We start from the raw sequence: 15886 nt of genomic DNA, 5'->3' as shown, positions 1-15886 counted from the left end.
GCTGGAAGCGATTCAGCGCGGATATCGCACATCCACGATATCGATCTGCTGCACGCCCGCGGGCGTGTGCAATGCGACCGTATCGCCGATCTTCGCCTTCAGCAGCGCGCGCGCGACCGGCGAGATCCAGCTCACGTAGCCGCGCTCCAGATCGACCTCGTCCACGCCGACGATCGTGACCGTCTTCACGTCGCCGTCGTCGCCCGCGTAGTCGACCGTTGCGCCGAAGAACACCTGATCGACGTTCTCCTGCTTGCTGCTGTCCACCACTTCCGCGAGATCCAGGCGCTTGCCCAGAAAACGGATGCGCCGGTCGATTTCGCGCAACCGCCGTTTGCCGTAGATATAGTCGCCGTTCTCCGACCGGTCGCCGTTGGACGCGGCCCAGGAGACGAGCCTGACGACCTCGGGCCGCTCGTTGTCGAGAAGCTGCAGGAGCTCGTCACGCAGCCGCTGATGGCCCGCCGGCGTGATGTAGTTCTTCGTGCCCGCCGGAACGTCCGGTTGACCGAGTTCGAGGTCGTCGTCGGCGTCATCCGACTCTTTGACAAATGCCTTGTTCATAATACGAATGGATGATGTTCTCGCTTTGCAAACATCAACTTACCACGTCGCGCGGCGCTTTCGTCGACAGAAAGATCGATAAACCAGCCGAAGCCTCTTCCTTTTTGGAATGGGCTTGGCTATAATTCCGCTTCTGCGTGCGGCTGTAGCTCAGTTGGATAGAGTACTTGGCTACGAACCAAGGGGTCGTGGGTTCGAATCCTGCCAGCCGCGCCACTAATTTGCAGTATCTCCGCGTTTGCGGAAACAGACTTTGCAGTACCGTTTTGCGTGCGGCTGTAGCTCAGTTGGATAGAGTACTTGGCTACGAACCAAGGGGTCGTGGGTTCGAATCCTGCCAGCCGCGCCACTAATTTGCAGTATCTCCGCGTTTGCGGAAACAGACTTTGCAGTACCGTTTTGCGTGCGGCTGTAGCTCAGTTGGATAGAGTACTTGGCTACGAACCAAGGGGTCGTGGGTTCGAATCCTGCCAGCCGCGCCATTTTTGAAGGGCCTTCCACATGGAAGGCCCTTTTTGTTTCTGCGCGTCGAACGTCGTCTAGCCGCGCGGGACCGGGCTGATATCGCCGATATGCCGTCCCGGCGAAGGCACGTCTTCCACCGACGCAATCGCGCTCGATTCCCCGATCGGCTCCGCGCGTGCGCCGAGCAGCGACTGCGGGCGTCGCACATACTCGTCCTCGACCGTATCGCCGAACGCATGCCGCACAAAGGCGCGCAGCAACGCGATACGCAACGAAGGCCCCCGCCCTTCCACCGACTCGCCGTCCTTGCCGAAGGTCACGGAGCAGATCACCTCGCCGCGCCCGTGATCCTGCATCTCGAGCTTGCAGGCGCGCTCCAGCACGACCGATGCGGCCTCCCATGACGTCGACGGTAAAAAGCGCCCGTCCCACGGTTTGCCGCGGTCGTTGCCGCGTATGGAGAGCGTCTCTCCGCTATCGGTGAAGTGAATCTCGCGGATGAATTCGTGCAGCCCGCGCGCCACCCAGTAATCGAGTGCGGGGCCTTCGAGATCGGAAGTGTTCATTGCGGCGCTCTCTCCTGTTCGTCGAAGGACGACAGGCATGCATGCCGCGTACCCGCGCCGGCGCGTCAGTAGTCGGCGCGCTCGCGGTCGATGCGCATGCCGCCGTCCTGATTGCGGTGATGCGGTTCGTCGCTCGGACGCTCGCGCGCGATGCGCATCACGTCCGGATTGGTGCGCACGCGGCGCATGACGTTCGCCAGATGCACGCGATCGCTGACCTGGATCACGAAACGCAGCAGCTTCGCTTCCTGCGACACGTCTTCGTCCATCGCGATATGCACGATGTTCGCATCGGCGGAGGTGATGTCGGCAGCCACGCGTGCGAACACGCCCTTCGTGTTCTTCACGAGCACCTTCACGGCGACATCGAAAAGACGGCCCGGCTGCGGCGCCCATGCGACGTCGATCCAGCGGCCCGGATCGCGCCGGTGGATGCGTTGCGCGACGCGGCATTCGGTCGTGTGGATCGCCATGCCGAGGCCGATGCCGATATAGCCCATGATGTCGTCGCCGGGAATCGGGCGGCAGCACGGCGACAGTTGCACCGACATGCCTTCCGTACCCGTGATGACGACCGGTGGCGCGGTATTGGTGCTGTGATGCTCGCGAGGATGATCTTCGTCGTCGGCGATGCCGTTCATCAACACTTCGATGCGCTTGGCCATCACCGCAGCCACACGCCGGCCGAGACCGATATCCGCGAAAATTTCCTGCCGCGTCTTGTTGCCGGTCCACAGCACGAGTTTTTCCCACACTTCCGGCGTGACGTCCGACAGCGCGAGGCCGTAGCCCTTCAAACTCTGATCGACGAGCCGCTCGCCCAACTGGACGGACTCGTTCAGGCGCATCGTCTTCAGATAGTGACGGATGGCCGAGCGCGCCTTGCCGGTGCGTACGAAGCCGAGCCACGCGGGATTCGGCTTCGAATACGGCGCGGTGATCACTTCGACGATATCGCCGCTCTTCAGCTCCGTGCGCAGCGGCAGAAGCTCGTTGTTGATCTTCACCGCGACGCACTGATTACCGAGATCGCTGTGAATGGAATACGCGAAGTCGAGCGCAGTGGCGCCACGCGGCAGCGGCATGATCTTCGACTTCGGCGTGAACACGTAGACCGCGTCCGGGAACAGGTCGATCTTGACGTGTTCGAGGAATTCGCTGGAATCGCCCGCCTCACTCTGGATATCCAGCAGCGATTTGAGCCATTGATGCGCGCGCTTCTGCACGTCGTTCAGGTCCGCGCCGCCGTTCTTGTAGAGCCAGTGCGCGGCCACGCCGGCCTCGGCGATCTCATGCATCTTGCGCGTGCGGATCTGGAACTCGATCGGCGCACCGAACGGGCCGACGAGCGTGGTATGCAGGGACTGATAGCCGTTCACCTTCGGAATGGCGATGTAATCCTTGAACTTGCCGGGAACGGGCTTGTAGAGCGCATGCAGCGCGCCGATGCACGTATAGCACTCGAGCGCGCTCTCGACGACGACGCGAAAGCCGTACACATCGAGCACTTGCGAAAACGACAACTGCTTGTCGCGCATCTTCTTGTAGATGCTGTAGATCGTCTTTTCGCGGCCGGTGACTTCCGCGTTGATCTTCGCATCCGCGATGGTCCGCTGCACGGCTTCGAGAATCTTGCCGACCACTTCGCGGCGATTGCCGCGCGCCGCCTTCACCGCTTTTTCGAGCGTGGCGTAGCGATTCGGATTGAAGTTCGCGAAGGAAAGGTCCTGCAGCTCGCGATACGTATTGTTCAGACCGAGCCGATGCGCGATCGGCGCGTAAATATCGAGCGTCTCGCGCGCGACGCGACGGCGCTTTTCCGGCGGCACCGCGCCGAGCGTGCGCATGTTGTGCAGCCGGTCGGCGAGCTTGACGAGAATGACGCGCACGTCGCGCGCCATCGCGAGCAGCATCTTGCGGAAATTCTCCGCCTGCGCTTCCTCGCGGTTGCGAAATTCCATCTTGTCCAGCTTGGACAAGCCGTCGACCAGTTCCGCGGCCTTCGCGCCGAAACGCTCTGCGATCTCCGTCTTGGTGACGCCCTGGTCCTCGATCACGTCGTGCAGGAGCGCCGCCATGATCGATTGCGCGTCGAGCTTCCAGCCCGCGCAGATTTCCGCGACCGCGACCGGATGCGTGATATACGGCTCGCCGCTCTGTCGATACTGCCCGAGATGCGCTTCGTCGCTGAAATGGAAAGCCGCCTTGACTTCCTTGATCTCCTCGGCGGAGATGTAGCTCGCGAGCGTGTTCGTCAGTTTCGCGATGGAAACGACGTCGTGCTTGCGCGGCTGCTCGGGCGTCGCGGTCGGGCCGAACAGATGGCGAAACGACTGTTCGAGAACGGCGTCGATGTACTTGCGCGCCGCATGCGGCTTGTCCGCGTCGAGCATCGAATCCTGATCGATTTCGAGGTCGGGATCCACGGCAGCGGAGATGGGCAACGGTGTCTGACTCATCTTCGCCTCCGTGGTGATGTGACGCGTGGTGTCGTCGGTTGCAAAAACTGAAACCGGTGTTGCCGAAGCCCTTAGACGGGCACCTTCTTCAACATTTCGATACCAACCTGGCCCGCCGCGATTTCGCGCAGCGCGACGACGGTCGGCTTGTCGCGGCTCTCGATTTTCGGCGTGTGGCCTTGCGCGAGCTGGCGCGCACGATACGTCGCCGCGAGCGCGAGCTCGAAGCGATTAGGGATTTGTTTCAGGCAATCTTCGACGGTGATGCGGGCCATGTTTAGTTCCTTCTCGATATGGGTTTTATTCTACCTTATGTGACCGAAGCACCCGGCCACGGCAATGTGTCAGGATTGCGGAGTCGAATGAATGCCGAGGTCCACGAAAAGCTGCGTATTGCGGGCGTATTGCGACGTGAAGCGCAGGCGCGTCGCGGCCACGAGGCAACGCAGTTCGTTGAGCGCGCGATCGAAGTTTTCGTTGATCACGACATACTCCGCCTCCGACGCATGCGCCATCTCGCTGCCGGCCGCCAGCAAGCGCCGCACGATCACTTTTTCGGAATCCTGGCCACGTTTCTTGAGGCGGTCTTCGAGCGCATCGAGCGACGGCGGCAGAATGAAAATCTCCACCGCGTTGCGGAACTGCTTCTTGACCTGCTGCGCGCCCTGCCAGTCGATTTCGAGCAGCACGTCGTGGCCCTGCTTCATCTGGTCCGCGATCCAGAGCTTCGACGTGGCGTAGTAGTTGCCGTGCACTTCGGCCGACTCCAGAAACTCGCCCTTCTCGCGCCGCTCCATGAATTCATCGACGGATACGAAGTGATACTGCACGCCGTTGGTTTCCTTCGTCCGCGCTTCACGCGTGGTGTACGAAACCGACAGCAGAATGTCCTTGTCCTCGGCGAGCAGCGCGTTTACGAGCGTGGACTTGCCCGCGCCCGAAGGCGCGACGACCATGAACAGGTTGCCGGGATAGATGCCCGTGTAGTGGCTATGCGAGCGGTGCGTGGTGTTCGGCATGATGTTGCGTTACTCCAGATTCTGTACTTGCTCGCGCATCTGTTCGATGAGCAGCTTGAGCGTCATCGATGCATCGGCGAGTTCCTTGGCGGCCGCCTTCGAGCCGAGCGTGTTCGCTTCGCGATTGAGCTCCTGCATCATGAAGTCGAGACGCTTGCCGACCTTGCCGCCCTTTTGCAGCACGTGGCGCGTTTCGTTCAGATGCGCGGTGAGGCGCTGCAATTCTTCGGCGATGTCGATGCGAATGCCGTACATCGTCACTTCCTGACGGATGCGCTCGGCGATTTCCTCGCGCGGCGCGCTCGTCGGCGTTGCGCCTTCGGACGTCGCGATGCCCAGTGCATCCTGCAAACGCTCGACGATCTTCTGCTGATGCTTCGCGATCAGTTCGGGCACGAGCGGCGTGATGCGCGCGACGATCGCTTCCATCTCCGTCACGTTGTTGATGAGCACGTTGCCGAGCGCCGCGCCTTCGCGCGCGCGCACTTCGATGAGATCCGCGATGGCCTGCTTGCCGCATGCGAGCACCGCTTCGCGCAGCGTTTCCTGCGATACCGCGCTTTCCGCGAGCACGCCGGGCCAGCGCAGGATTTCGCCGGTGCGCATGCGCTCGGCGTCGGGGAAGACGTCGAGCACAGCGCGCTCGAGCGTCGCGAGTTGCGAGAGCGCTTCGCGGTTCAGCGCGCCCGCGTTCGCCGACTGCTCGACGCGATTCAGGTTGATGCGGATATCGACCTTGCCGCGCGAGAGCTTCGTCATCAGCATTTCGCGCAATTGCGGCTCGGTTGCGCGCACGTCTTCGGGCATGCGGAAGTTCAGATCGAGAAAGCGCGAATTCACCGTGCGCAGTTCCACCGATACACCGACGCCCGAACCGCCCGCGCCATTGGGTCCGGCGCCATCCGCGACGACTTCGCGCGTCGCGCTGGCATAGCCTGTCATGCTGTAGATCATGGTACGTCTCGCGATGTGACCTTCCTTGCGAAGGCCGATTCAACGAAACGCCCGGCGCTCTCGAAAGTGCTTTGGGGATGGCACGTGTTTGGCTGCCGGGCGAGGAATCCGCATTATCCCATTTTTGTCACAGAGCCCGCCCGCACGGCATGTGCGCGACCGACGCCTGCCGGTGAATGACGATAAAATCGGCGGGTTCCGCGGGGATTTCCCGTCCAACTCTCTCGAACATCATTTATGACCGACTCCCCCTTGCTCAAGCCTTCTCCTCCGCGCCCGAGCGGCCGCCGCGCGAATCAGTTGCGCGACGTGCGCATCACGCGCAACTACACGAAGCACGCGGAAGGCTCGGTGCTCGTCGAATTCGGCGATACCAAGGTGATCTGCACGGCGAGCATCGCCGAGCGCGTGCCCGAGTTCCTGCGTGGACGCGAGCAAGGCTGGCTCACCGCCGAATACGGCATGCTGCCGCGCGCGACGCATACGCGCAGCGACCGCGAAGCCGCGCGCGGCAAGCAGACGGGGCGCACGCAGGAGATCCAGCGTCTGATCGGGCGCGCGCTGCGCTCGGTGTTCGATCTGAACGCGCTCGGCGCACGCACGCTGCACATCGATTGCGATGTCATTCAGGCCGATGGCGGCACGCGCACGGCGAGCATCACGGGCGCGTTCGTCGCGGCGCACGATGCGGTCGCCAAGCTGCTCGCCGCGGGCAAGATCGCGAAGACGCCGGTGAAGGACTTCGTCGCGGCGATTTCGGTCGGCGTCTTCGAAGGCTCGCCGGTTCTCGATCTCGACTACGACGAAGACTCTCAATGCGACACCGACATGAACGTCGTGATGACGGGCGCGGGCGGCTTCGTCGAGGTGCAGGGCACGGCGGAAGGCGCGCCCTTCACGCGCGACGAGATGAACGAGCTGATCGCGCTGGCGGACAGCGGTATCAAAGCGCTGATCCTGAAACAGAAGGAAGCACTGGGGATTCAAGGTGTCTGATGTCAATGGCCTGGGCCGCGTGGTCCTTGCGTCGAACAATGCGGGCAAGCTGCGCGAGTTCGCATCGCTTCTGGATGCGGCGGGCATCGAACTGATCGCGCAGGGCAAGCTCGGCGTGCCCGAAGCGCCGGAGCCGCACGCGACCTTCGTCGAGAACGCGCTGGCGAAGGCGCGGCACGCGTCGACGCTGACCGGCCTGCCCGCGCTCGCCGACGATTCCGGCCTGTGCGTGCGCGCGTTGAACGGCGCGCCGGGCGTGTATTCGGCGCGCTATGCATCGATGAACGGCGGAGCGAAAAGCGATGCCGCGAACAACGCAAAGCTCGTCGCCGATCTCGCCAATGAAACCGATCGCCGTGCGTACTACTTCTGCGTGCTCGTCCTCGTGCGTCACGCCGACGACCCAGAGCCGCTCATCGCGGAAGGCCGCTGGCACGGCGAAGTGATCGATGCACCGCGCGGCGCGAACGGCTTCGGCTACGACGCGCACTTCTTCCTGCCGGCGCTCGACGCGACCGCCGCGGAACTCGATCCCGCGCGCAAGAACGCGCTGAGTCATCGCGCGCTCGCGCTGCGCGATCTGCTGCAACGACTGAAGGAATTGGCGTGAGCGCCGGGCCGAAGACCATCAACGTCGTGCAGGCGTTCACGTCGCCGGGAAGCATCCGGCTGACATCGCTGCCGCCGCTCTCGCTATACGTGCACTTCCCGTGGTGCGTGCGCAAGTGCCCGTACTGCGACTTCAATTCGCACGAATGGAAGGACGACACGTTCCCCGAGGAACGTTATCTCGACGCGTTGCGTGCAGATCTCGAAAGCGCGCTGCCACTCGTGTGGGGACGGCAGGTGCATACGATTTTCATCGGCGGCGGCACGCCTTCGCTGCTTTCCGCGAAAGGCCTCGATCGCCTGCTTTCGGATGCACGCGCGCTGCTGCCCCTCGACGCCGACGCCGAAATCACGCTCGAAGCCAATCCTGGCACGTTCGAAGCCGCGAAGTTCGCGTCGTTTCGGGCGAGCGGCGTGAACCGTTTGTCGATCGGCATCCAGAGCTTCAACGAAGCGCACCTGAAGGCGCTCGGCCGCATTCACGATGCGGCGCAGGCGCGTCGAGCCGTCGAGATCGCGGCGAAGCACTTCGACAATTTCAATCTCGATCTGATGTTCGCGCTGCCGCAGCAATCGCTGGACGAGTGCCGGCACGATATCGACACCGCCATTTCCTTCGCGCCGCCGCACCTGTCGCTGTATCACCTGACGATGGAGCCGAACACGGTCTTCGCGAAGTATCCGCCCGCCCTGCCCGACGACGATGCTTCCGCCGACATGCAGGACTGGATCCACGAACGCACGCGCGCGGCCGGCTACGAGCGTTATGAGGTGTCGGCGTATGCGAAGCCGCATCGGCAGAGCCGGCACAACCTGAATTACTGGCGTTTTGGCGATTACCTCGGCATTGGCGCGGGCGCGCATACGAAGCTGTCGTTTCCGTCGAAGATTCTGCGCCAAGCGCGCTTCAAGCATCCGGCGAGCTACATGGATCACGCGCTTTCGCCCAATGAAAGCCCGATTCAGGAAGAGCGCGAGGTCGGCCCGCGTGATCTGCCGTTCGAATTCATGCTGAACACGCTGCGTCTCGTCGAAGGCTTTCCGGTGCATTCGTTCGTCGAGCGCACGGGGCTTGCGCTATCGGCGATCGAGCCCGCGCTCGCGCAAGCGGAGAAACGCGGGCTGATTACGCGCACCATCGAGCGCATCGCGCCGACCGAGCTCGGCCAGCGCTTTCTCAACGATCTACAGGAGCTGTTCTTGAAGGACTCGAAGCATTGAGCGCGCCGACGATGACGCCGGGCTCGGTGATGCGGCATCGCCCGTTCGCGCTTTTCTGGACCGCGCGGGTGATGTCGTCGGTGGCGTTTCAGATGATGTCGGTCGCGATCGGATGGCAGGTCTATTCGATCACCCACAGCGCCTATGCGCTCGGCTTCGTCGGGCTCGCGCAGTTTCTGCCGATGTTCGTGCTGACGCTCGTCGTCGGGCACGTCGCGGACCGATACGACAGGCGCACGATCGCGTATGTCTGTCAGGCGATCGAGGGCGTTGGCGCGCTCGCGCTGTGTCTGGGCGCGTGGCATGGCTGGGAAACCGTCGCCCCGATCTACGCGATCGCGATGATCACCGGCGCCGCGCGCGCGTTCGAGTCTCCATCGATGGCGGCCTTGCTGCCGAATCTCGTCACGCGCACTCAATTGCAGCAGGCGACGGCGTGGTCGACTTCTGCCAACCAGACCGCGATGATCCTCGGACCCGCGATGGGCGGCCTGCTGTACGGCCTCGGCGCACTGACCGTGTACGGCGCGGTGACGATTGCGTTTCTGGCCGCGGCGTTCGCGGTGGCCGCCATCAGGATCGACGCAGCCGTGCGCATGCGCGCGCCCTTGTCGTTCGAAGCGCTCTTCTCCGGCATCGGCTTCATCAGGAGCAAGCCGGTGATTCTCGGCGCACTGTCGCTCGATCTGTTCGCCGTGCTGCTCGGCGGCGCGACAGCGCTCTTGCCGGTGTATGCGCGGGACATTCTGCATACCGGTCCGTGGGGCCTCGGCGTGTTGCGCGCAGCGCCGGCAGTGGGCGCACTCGCCGGGTCCATCTGGCTCGCGCATCATCCGCTGCGTCAGCGCGCGGGCACGGCGCTGTTCGGTGGCGTGATCGCGTTCGGCGTCGCGACGATCCTGTTCGGCCTGTCGCGCGATATCGGCTTTTCCTTGCTCGCGCTCGCGGCGCTGGGCGCATCGGATGTGATCAGCGTGGTCGTGCGCTCGTCGCTCGTGCAGTTGCAGACGCCCGATGAAATGCGCGGACGCGTCGGCGCGATCAATTCGCTCTTCATCGGGACATCGAATCAGCTCGGCGAATTCGAATCGGGGATGACGGCGGGATTGTTCGGCGCAGTGCCGGCGGTGTTGATCGGCGGGATCGGCACGATCGCCGTCGCGCTGCTGTGGATGCGGTGGTTTCCCGCGCTGCGGGCGACGAAATCGCTCGAAGGGTGAACGTTCCTCTGCGTCGATGACTTGCGCTACAATACGCGCCTTGCTGGAGGTGTGGCCGAGTGGTTTAAGGCACCGGTCTTGAAAACCGGCGAAGGAGCGATCCTTCCGTGAGTTCGAATCTCACCGCCTCCGCCAGCCGAATTCAAAACGCCTCGCGAGTCTATCGACCCGCGAGGCGTTTTTGCATTCCGCCATCGAGCGCGCACATTAAGACATTACGCATATTCACCGCGCTGCAAGCCACGTATCTTTCCCCTGCCTCCGTCCCGAGTTTCCCCCATTCTCGTGTGACGAAGGCCTTCAATGGGTAAGGTTGGACTTGGGCCTCGCAGTCAGCGAGGCCATTTTTTTGGTCGATCGCATCGCACCGCGCACGCTTCGAAACAATTCGACGTGAACACGACGACCCCAACGCCATCTAACCGCCTCATCCATAACAACGCGGAGAACCGCCCATGAAGCCAGGCCGCATCATGCCCATCCTCTTCGGCTGCATCGCCGCCGTGAGCCTGCCGGCGCATGCCCAGCCTCAGCACGCCGCGCAATGGCGCGCGACCGAAGCCACGTTCTTCGACCTGATTCAGAATGGATATGGCATCGTCGCGGTGACGAGCGTCCCCGCGCGCAGTTCGGGCCTGCCCGAAGACACCTACGTGCTTCAGAAAACCAACAGCGTCTATCGCTGCGTCGAAACACGCGCGGCAGAAACCGGCACGGTCCGATCGACCGCGCCGTTACACTGCGCCGAACTCGTCAAGCCCTACACCGACTGACTGAACTACGCGCCGGCGCGCGCTCAGTTGTCGTCGGATCTGACGGGCGGACGCACATGCGGAACCGGCTCCGCCTTGGCCGCATCCGTCTTTGGCGCGGCACGTTTCGATTCGCTCTTCGAATGCGCCGCCGATGCCGGTTGCTGCTGACGCGCGGGCGCGCCCGATGGCGCAGGATGGTTCTTGCGTGACATGGCCGTCTCCCGAAATGCCGGGGATATCCCCTTCCTACCTTAGCACCGCCGCGCTCATACCGCACACGCGGCGCGCGCTTCAGCCGACGGGCGCTTCGCCCTCGCCCGACTGCTTGCCCGGCCTGTCGTTCGGGGCTTGCTTGCGGTTTTCGTCGTCTCGCTCGGGCAGCTTGCTTTTCTCGTTGTCGCTGTGCTCAACAGGCTTCCCGTCTTCCGGCTGATTCGTCTCGGTGCTCATGGCTTCCTCCTCGAGTGCTTTCGAATGAAAGATGCTCAGCAAAACCCGCGCCCGAACGCGCGTCACCGCACGTTTCGTCTCGCTCTCCGCCTTTGCAGCGACTACCATTGAAGTAACGCGATCTTTTCGATTTCCGGCGATGTCCGCCTCATCTTTCCGCTCTGTCGTCATTGCGCTCGTCGGTGCGCTGGCGATGAGCGCCTGCACGATCACCCCGCCGCCCAGTGTCGTGGCAGCACGCACCGCCGCCGCCGCCGCGCCGCCAGTCCCCGGTCAGACGCTCGACGAGTACAAGGCGCATGTCGCGCAACGTATCTTCGAACGCAATCTGTCGCTCGTGCTGAAGGGCACGCCGCAAGCGATGCTGCGCTCATTCGTGCTCGTGTCCTTCACAGTGGACCGCGGCGGACGCCTCATCACGTCGTCGGTGTATCGCACCAATGGCGACGACGAAGCCGAAGCCACCGCGCTCGCGTCGCTGCGCCGCGCGGCACCGTTGCCCGCGCCGCCCGCGCAACTTCTGAACGGCAATGGTCAACTGGAGCTTTTCGAAGGCTGGATGTTCAACGACAACGGCAAGTTCCAGCTGCAAACGTCGCACTCACCGCAGGCGATGACCCTCGATTGATTGGCGCGCACTGCGCACGCTCGTTATAATTTTTCACCCCTTGCCGGACCCGCTTCCGGCGCGGCCTTCGCCTCGTGCCCATCCCGCGCGTCGGCGAAGCGCCGGGCGCAGTCCGACTGCGCCGTCATCACACGCGCTACTCGCGTCGTTGAGTCTCATCGCATCGCAATCCCTACAAAAAGCTGACGCGCGCCCGGCGACCCAATCGCCCGACATTTCCGTCGCCCTTGCCCGGCGATGCGCGCGACAATGCTTCGCACAAAGGCAACACGACAACGGAGATGGCTATGGCTGCACCCTCGCTTTCCGACGCAAAGCCCGGCGACGGATCTCAAAGCGCGTCGCGCGTGATTTTCGCGAGCTTCATCGGCACCGCGATCGAGTTCTACGATTTCTATGTCTACGCGACCGCCGCCGCGCTCGTCATCGGACCGGTGTTCTTTCCGCACGATTCACCCGCCGCGCAGGCGCTCTCCGCGTTCGTGACGTTCGGCATCGCGTTCTTCGCGCGGCCGATCGGCTCGTTTCTGTTCGGCCATTTCGGCGACCGCATCGGCCGCAAATCGACGCTCGTCGCCTCGCTGCTGGTGATGGGCGTCTCGACGACGCTCATCGGTTTCGTGCCCGGCTACGATTCGATCGGCAGCGCAGCGCCGATCCTGCTGTGCATCCTGCGCTTCGGGCAAGGCATCGGGCTCGGCGGCGAATGGGGCGGCGCCGCGCTGCTCGCCACCGAATACGCGCCGCAAGGCAAGCGCGGGCTCTTCGGCATGTTCCCGCAGCTCGGGCCGTCGATCGGCTTTCTTGCATCGAACGGACTGTTCTTCGGACTCGCGGTCTCGCTCTCCGATGAGCAGTTCCGCAGCTGGGGCTGGCGCGTGCCGTTCATCGTGAGCGCGGTGCTGGTCGCGCTCGGCCTCTACGTGCGTCTGAAGATCGCGGAAACGCCGGCGTTCCGCACGGCCGTCGAGCGTCACGAGCGCGTGAAGGTGCCGGTCGCGACGCTCTTGTCCAGCCATCTCGCGCCGACGCTGCTCGGCGCGTTCGCGATGGTCGTCTGCTACACGCTCTTCTATATCTCGACGGTGTTCTCGCTGTCGTATGGCGTCGCCAAGCTGCATTTCGCGCGCGAGACGTTTCTCGGCCTTCTGTGTTTCGCCGTGCTGTTCATGGCGATCGCGACGCCGATCTCGGCCATCGCGAGCGACCGCTTCGGGCGCAAGCCGGTGCTCGTCGTCGGCTGCGTCGCCGCGATTCTGTCCGGCTTCGCGATGGCTCCGCTGCTCGGCAGCGGCGACACGATCCAGGTGGCGCTCTTTCTGACGATCGAGCTCTTCCTGATGGGCGTCACCTTCGCGCCGATGGGCGCGCTCCTGCCCGAGCTCTTTCCGACCAACGTGCGCTACACGGGCGCGGGCGTCGCGTATAACCTCGGCGGGATTCTGGGCGCATCGGTGGCGCCGTATATCGCGCAACTGCTCGCCAATCGCGGCGGGCTCGCGTGGGTCGGCGGCTATGTATCGGCGGCGGCGGCGGTGAGCCTCATCGCCGTGCTGTGCATGCGCGAGACGCGGCATATCGCGCTGGAGTGAAGCAGGAACGAACCGGCGCGCTCAGCGATCGCGCCGGTTGCTCGCATGAGCGGGCAGCGGTCCCTTCATGACGGGAAGGCGAGGCGTCGGCATCCCGACGCCTTTTGCGCGCGCCGCCTTCGCCGCCTTGCGGTCCGCCCAGAAGCGCGCGAGCGCGAGCAGGCTCACGATCGCGATGCCATCGGCAATGAGCCCGAGAATCCAGTGCGACGGATAGCGCCCGAGTCCGAGCACGCCCATCGCGCGCAACGCCGAATCCAGCACGAGCGATACACACGTGCCCGCGATGAAGCACACGAGCCCTTGCTGCCCGATCGTCACGATGCCCGGCAGCTTGCGCGCGAGCCTCGCGATCCAGCCCGCATAGACCGCACGCGCGACCACCCACGCGATGGCCGCGAAGCTCACGATGCGCAGCGTCGCGAGATTCTGCTTCATGTATCCCGGCGGCGCCTGCGTTTCGAGGAAGAGCTTGGAGAACGCGAACGTCAGCGCGAGCGCGATCGCGCCCGCCGTCAGCCAGCGCGCGACTTTGCCGGCGTGGAAGTCGTCGCTGATCGGTTGCACGCGCGCCAGCACGCCGGTCATGAACATCAACTGCCATGCGAATGGATTGAACGACCACGCTTCGCCGTAGGTGCCGGGGAGGAAACGCAGCAGCGGCATCGCCGCGAGCCACACGAGCAAGCTGCCGAACAGGGCGACGACCGGCCGCTTCTGCGCGAGCGGCACGATCACCGGGACGGCGAGCGCGAACACGGAGTACATCGGCAGCACCGCCGAGAGATACGGCTGCTGGCGTAACAACGCGATATCGGCGACGAGGCCGAACGGACGCGCGAGAAAGTTGGGCCACTCGGTGTACTGGACCATCGGCGTATCGACCTTGAGCGCCATCAGCAGGCCGCCGCCGATCAGCATGAGAAACGCCGTGAACAGGTACGCGCGATAGATTTCCCAGCTGCGTTTGAAAAAGCGTCGGCGGGCGGCTGAAACGTTACGGCGAGTCGCAAGCGCCGTATAAGCCGCCGCCGACGCATAACCTCCGAGAAACACAAATACTTCGGCGGAATCACAAAATGCGTATTGATGCAGCGTAAAGCGCGATAGCACGCTTCCCGTTATATGGTCCACCGCGATAATGAGCAGCACGATTCCACGAAAGAAATCGACTTCGAGAGAACGTGTCGGGGAAGTCATCTGGCGAATGCTCCACGAACCTGCGGTTTCGGCGCGCCTGATCGGCGTGCGCACATGCGGGGTTTGTACCTATGCCGAAAAGAAAATTCCCTGAATCAGCGGCTATTTAAATTAACACTCGATGCCAGTCGACAAGCTGGCGGGAAAATGACTTTTCTGTCCACTTCCATTAGACGAGCTCGAAAGAAGTTCGACAAACGACGCTTGAAACCTGGACCGCGCACGGGAAGCCGTCATGCACATTCACTTGCAGAGTTCTCATCTCGTCGCGATCATCGCGATCGCGCTTTCGACAGCGCTGCTGCTCGCGGTGAAAATCCGTCCGGCGACCTGGCGTGGCGTGCTCTTCGAAGCCATCTTGGCAAACGTCGGCGCGATTCTGGCGGTGCTCGCGTTCGAAGTCCTGACCGCATGACGCCGTCGACGTCGGCTGCGCACGTCGGATCTAAAAAAATTTCGAATCGGTTGAACTTTCCCCGGAGCGCACACTCTGAGCATGTGTTGCGGTTCGTGTGGCTCGTATTTCGGGCCTGACGTACGGCTCACTTCTCCTCTCCGCTCCTGCTCATTGCGGGAGCGTTTCTTGGGCGCCCGGCGAAAGCCTCGCGCCTGTTCTTTTTTTCTGGCCCTGCGTTTGTCTGCACGTTCGTCATCGCCGTTGAGCGACGACGACGAAGCGCAATTACCGCGCGAATCAGATCCAGTGGCCCGGAACGTAGCGATACTGCCCGCGGAACGGCGCCCACACGCCTGGCGCCCAGCGCGCGCCCGCCCGCGCCTCGATCCAGTGGCCCGGTACCCACACATAGCGGCCTTCCCAGTTCCAGTGACCGCCGTCCCAGACGAAGCCGACGCGCGGCGGCGGAACCGGCTCGTAGCGCGGCGCGGGCGGAGCGCTCGGCGCGACGATCACCACGTCGGCGAAAGCGCCGGACATGGTCACGACGCCGGCGACGACCAGCGCGGCCTGAGCGAGCAGATGGCGAATAGACAGTTTCATGATCGACCTCGTATCTCTGAATACATTGAACGCGCGCGTGGCGCGCGGATGAAGGCTTCGCGGACTAAAAAACGCCCGCGTATCTTTCCAATGCGCAGAGGCGTGCGAGCGATGACGCGCACGACCGATCAATGAGGCCGAATCTGGAACGGTTTGTGGATGAACGTCAGACGAGTGTCACAGCGGGT

General features: G+C 63.4%; 18 protein-coding genes and 4 tRNA genes. 12 read left to right on the top strand and 10 right to left on the bottom strand.

What is annotated here, in order from left to right; all coding sequences use genetic code 11:
- Positions 1–12: 12 nt before the first annotated feature.
- On the bottom strand, positions 13–564 hold the full coding sequence (gene greB / locus AWB74_RS03885; RefSeq protein WP_061145448.1) for a transcription elongation factor GreB: 552 nt from the start codon (positions 562–564) through the stop codon (positions 13–15).
- 139 nt (positions 565–703) lie between these two features.
- Between greB and AWB74_RS03880 the strand changes: the two genes are divergently transcribed.
- The 3 genes from AWB74_RS03880 (at position 704) to AWB74_RS03870 (ending at position 1046) form a co-directional block, all read left to right on the top strand.
- Positions 704–780 (top strand) — tRNA-Arg (locus AWB74_RS03880).
- Positions 781–836: 56 nt separating this feature from the next.
- Positions 837–913 (top strand) — tRNA-Arg (locus AWB74_RS03875).
- A gap of 56 nt (positions 914–969) precedes the next feature.
- Positions 970–1046, top strand: a tRNA-Arg gene (locus AWB74_RS03870).
- A gap of 57 nt (positions 1047–1103) precedes the next feature.
- On the opposite strand, the gene AWB74_RS03865 is transcribed toward AWB74_RS03870, so the two are convergent.
- The 5 genes from AWB74_RS03865 to AWB74_RS03845 form a co-directional block, all read right to left on the bottom strand.
- Positions 1104–1595, bottom strand: a complete 492-nt coding sequence (locus AWB74_RS03865; RefSeq protein ID WP_061145447.1) for a phage protein NinX family protein — start codon at positions 1593–1595, stop codon at positions 1104–1106.
- Positions 1596–1660: 65 nt separating this feature from the next.
- Complete coding sequence (locus AWB74_RS03860) at positions 1661–4054, bottom strand: RelA/SpoT family protein (protein ID WP_200821918.1); 2394 nt, start codon at positions 4052–4054, stop codon at positions 1661–1663.
- 71 nt (positions 4055–4125) lie between these two features.
- The gene (gene rpoZ / locus AWB74_RS03855; protein ID WP_006999799.1) at positions 4126–4329 is read right to left on the bottom strand and encodes a DNA-directed RNA polymerase subunit omega; all 204 of its coding nucleotides are present in this window, start codon (positions 4327–4329) and stop codon (positions 4126–4128) included.
- 69 nt (positions 4330–4398) lie between these two features.
- Entirely contained in the window at positions 4399–5073 is a 675-nt protein-coding gene (gene gmk, locus AWB74_RS03850; RefSeq protein WP_061145446.1) for a guanylate kinase, read from the bottom strand.
- A 9-nt stretch (positions 5074–5082) separates the two neighbouring features.
- Positions 5083–6027 (bottom strand): YicC/YloC family endoribonuclease, encoded by a 945-nt coding sequence (locus AWB74_RS03845; protein ID WP_061145445.1) that lies wholly within the window; start codon positions 6025–6027, stop codon positions 5083–5085.
- Between the two features lie 237 nt (positions 6028–6264).
- Here AWB74_RS03845 and rph point away from each other — a divergent pair, with 237 nt between their 5' ends.
- The 6 genes from rph to AWB74_RS03815 all read left to right on the top strand — a co-directional run bounded on the left by rph (position 6265) and on the right by AWB74_RS03815 (position 10846).
- Entirely contained in the window at positions 6265–7023 is a 759-nt protein-coding gene (gene rph, locus AWB74_RS03840; protein ID WP_061145444.1) for a ribonuclease PH, read from the top strand.
- Positions 7016–7633 carry an RdgB/HAM1 family non-canonical purine NTP pyrophosphatase gene (gene rdgB / locus AWB74_RS03835; protein WP_061145443.1) on the top strand — a complete coding sequence of 206 codons (618 nt, stop codon included), beginning with the start codon at positions 7016–7018 and terminating at the stop codon, positions 7631–7633. Before rph ends, rdgB begins: the two co-directional genes overlap by 8 nt.
- Complete coding sequence (hemW, locus tag AWB74_RS03830; protein ID WP_061145442.1) at positions 7630–8853, top strand: radical SAM family heme chaperone HemW; 1224 nt, start codon at positions 7630–7632, stop codon at positions 8851–8853. The genes rdgB and hemW overlap by 4 nt, the downstream gene beginning before the upstream one ends.
- A gap of 11 nt (positions 8854–8864) precedes the next feature.
- Positions 8865–10073, top strand: coding sequence for an MFS transporter (locus AWB74_RS03825; protein ID WP_200821922.1), 1209 nt, complete (start codon positions 8865–8867; stop codon positions 10071–10073).
- Positions 10074–10118: 45 nt separating this feature from the next.
- Positions 10119–10208, top strand: a tRNA-Ser gene (locus tag AWB74_RS03820).
- A gap of 320 nt (positions 10209–10528) precedes the next feature.
- Positions 10529–10846 carry a hypothetical protein gene (locus AWB74_RS03815; protein WP_061145440.1) on the top strand — a complete coding sequence of 106 codons (318 nt, stop codon included), beginning with the start codon at positions 10529–10531 and terminating at the stop codon, positions 10844–10846.
- 23 nt (positions 10847–10869) lie between these two features.
- On the opposite strand, the gene AWB74_RS46360 is transcribed toward AWB74_RS03815, so the two are convergent.
- Positions 10870–11040: a hypothetical protein gene (locus tag AWB74_RS46360; RefSeq protein ID WP_159462795.1), complete on the bottom strand. Its 171-nt coding sequence runs from the start codon at positions 11038–11040 to the stop codon at positions 10870–10872.
- A gap of 79 nt (positions 11041–11119) precedes the next feature.
- A complete protein-coding gene (locus tag AWB74_RS46830) occupies positions 11120–11278 on the bottom strand; it encodes a hypothetical protein (protein ID WP_200821917.1) in 159 nt (52 codons plus the stop codon).
- A 139-nt stretch (positions 11279–11417) separates the two neighbouring features.
- On the opposite strand from AWB74_RS46830, the gene AWB74_RS03805 reads away from it, so the two are divergent.
- Together AWB74_RS03805 and AWB74_RS03800 are read left to right on the top strand one after the other, a co-directional pair.
- On the top strand, positions 11418–11906 hold the full coding sequence (locus AWB74_RS03805) for a TonB family protein (RefSeq protein WP_061145438.1): 489 nt from the start codon (positions 11418–11420) through the stop codon (positions 11904–11906).
- A 287-nt stretch (positions 11907–12193) separates the two neighbouring features.
- The gene (locus AWB74_RS03800; RefSeq protein WP_061145600.1) at positions 12194–13498 is read left to right on the top strand and encodes an MFS transporter; all 1305 of its coding nucleotides are present in this window, start codon (positions 12194–12196) and stop codon (positions 13496–13498) included.
- Positions 13499–13519: 21 nt separating this feature from the next.
- Here the strand turns inward: AWB74_RS03800 and AWB74_RS03795 are convergent, their stop codons facing one another.
- Complete coding sequence (locus AWB74_RS03795) at positions 13520–14698, bottom strand: OpgC domain-containing protein (protein ID WP_061145599.1); 1179 nt, start codon at positions 14696–14698, stop codon at positions 13520–13522.
- Positions 14699–14933: 235 nt separating this feature from the next.
- On the opposite strand from AWB74_RS03795, the gene AWB74_RS03790 reads away from it, so the two are divergent.
- Positions 14934–15113: a hypothetical protein gene (locus AWB74_RS03790; RefSeq protein ID WP_061145437.1), complete on the top strand. Its 180-nt coding sequence runs from the start codon at positions 14934–14936 to the stop codon at positions 15111–15113.
- Between the two features lie 279 nt (positions 15114–15392).
- Here the strand turns inward: AWB74_RS03790 and AWB74_RS03785 are convergent, their stop codons facing one another.
- Positions 15393–15698: a YXWGXW repeat-containing protein gene (locus AWB74_RS03785; protein ID WP_061145436.1), complete on the bottom strand. Its 306-nt coding sequence runs from the start codon at positions 15696–15698 to the stop codon at positions 15393–15395.
- Positions 15699–15886 lie beyond the last annotated feature (188 nt).

This window comes from Caballeronia arvi (assembly GCF_001544695.2).
GTDB lineage: Bacteria > Pseudomonadota > Gammaproteobacteria > Burkholderiales > Burkholderiaceae > Caballeronia > Caballeronia arvi.
The sequence above is the reverse complement of the archived record's forward strand: the minus strand, read 5'-3'. Positions and strand labels throughout refer to the sequence as shown.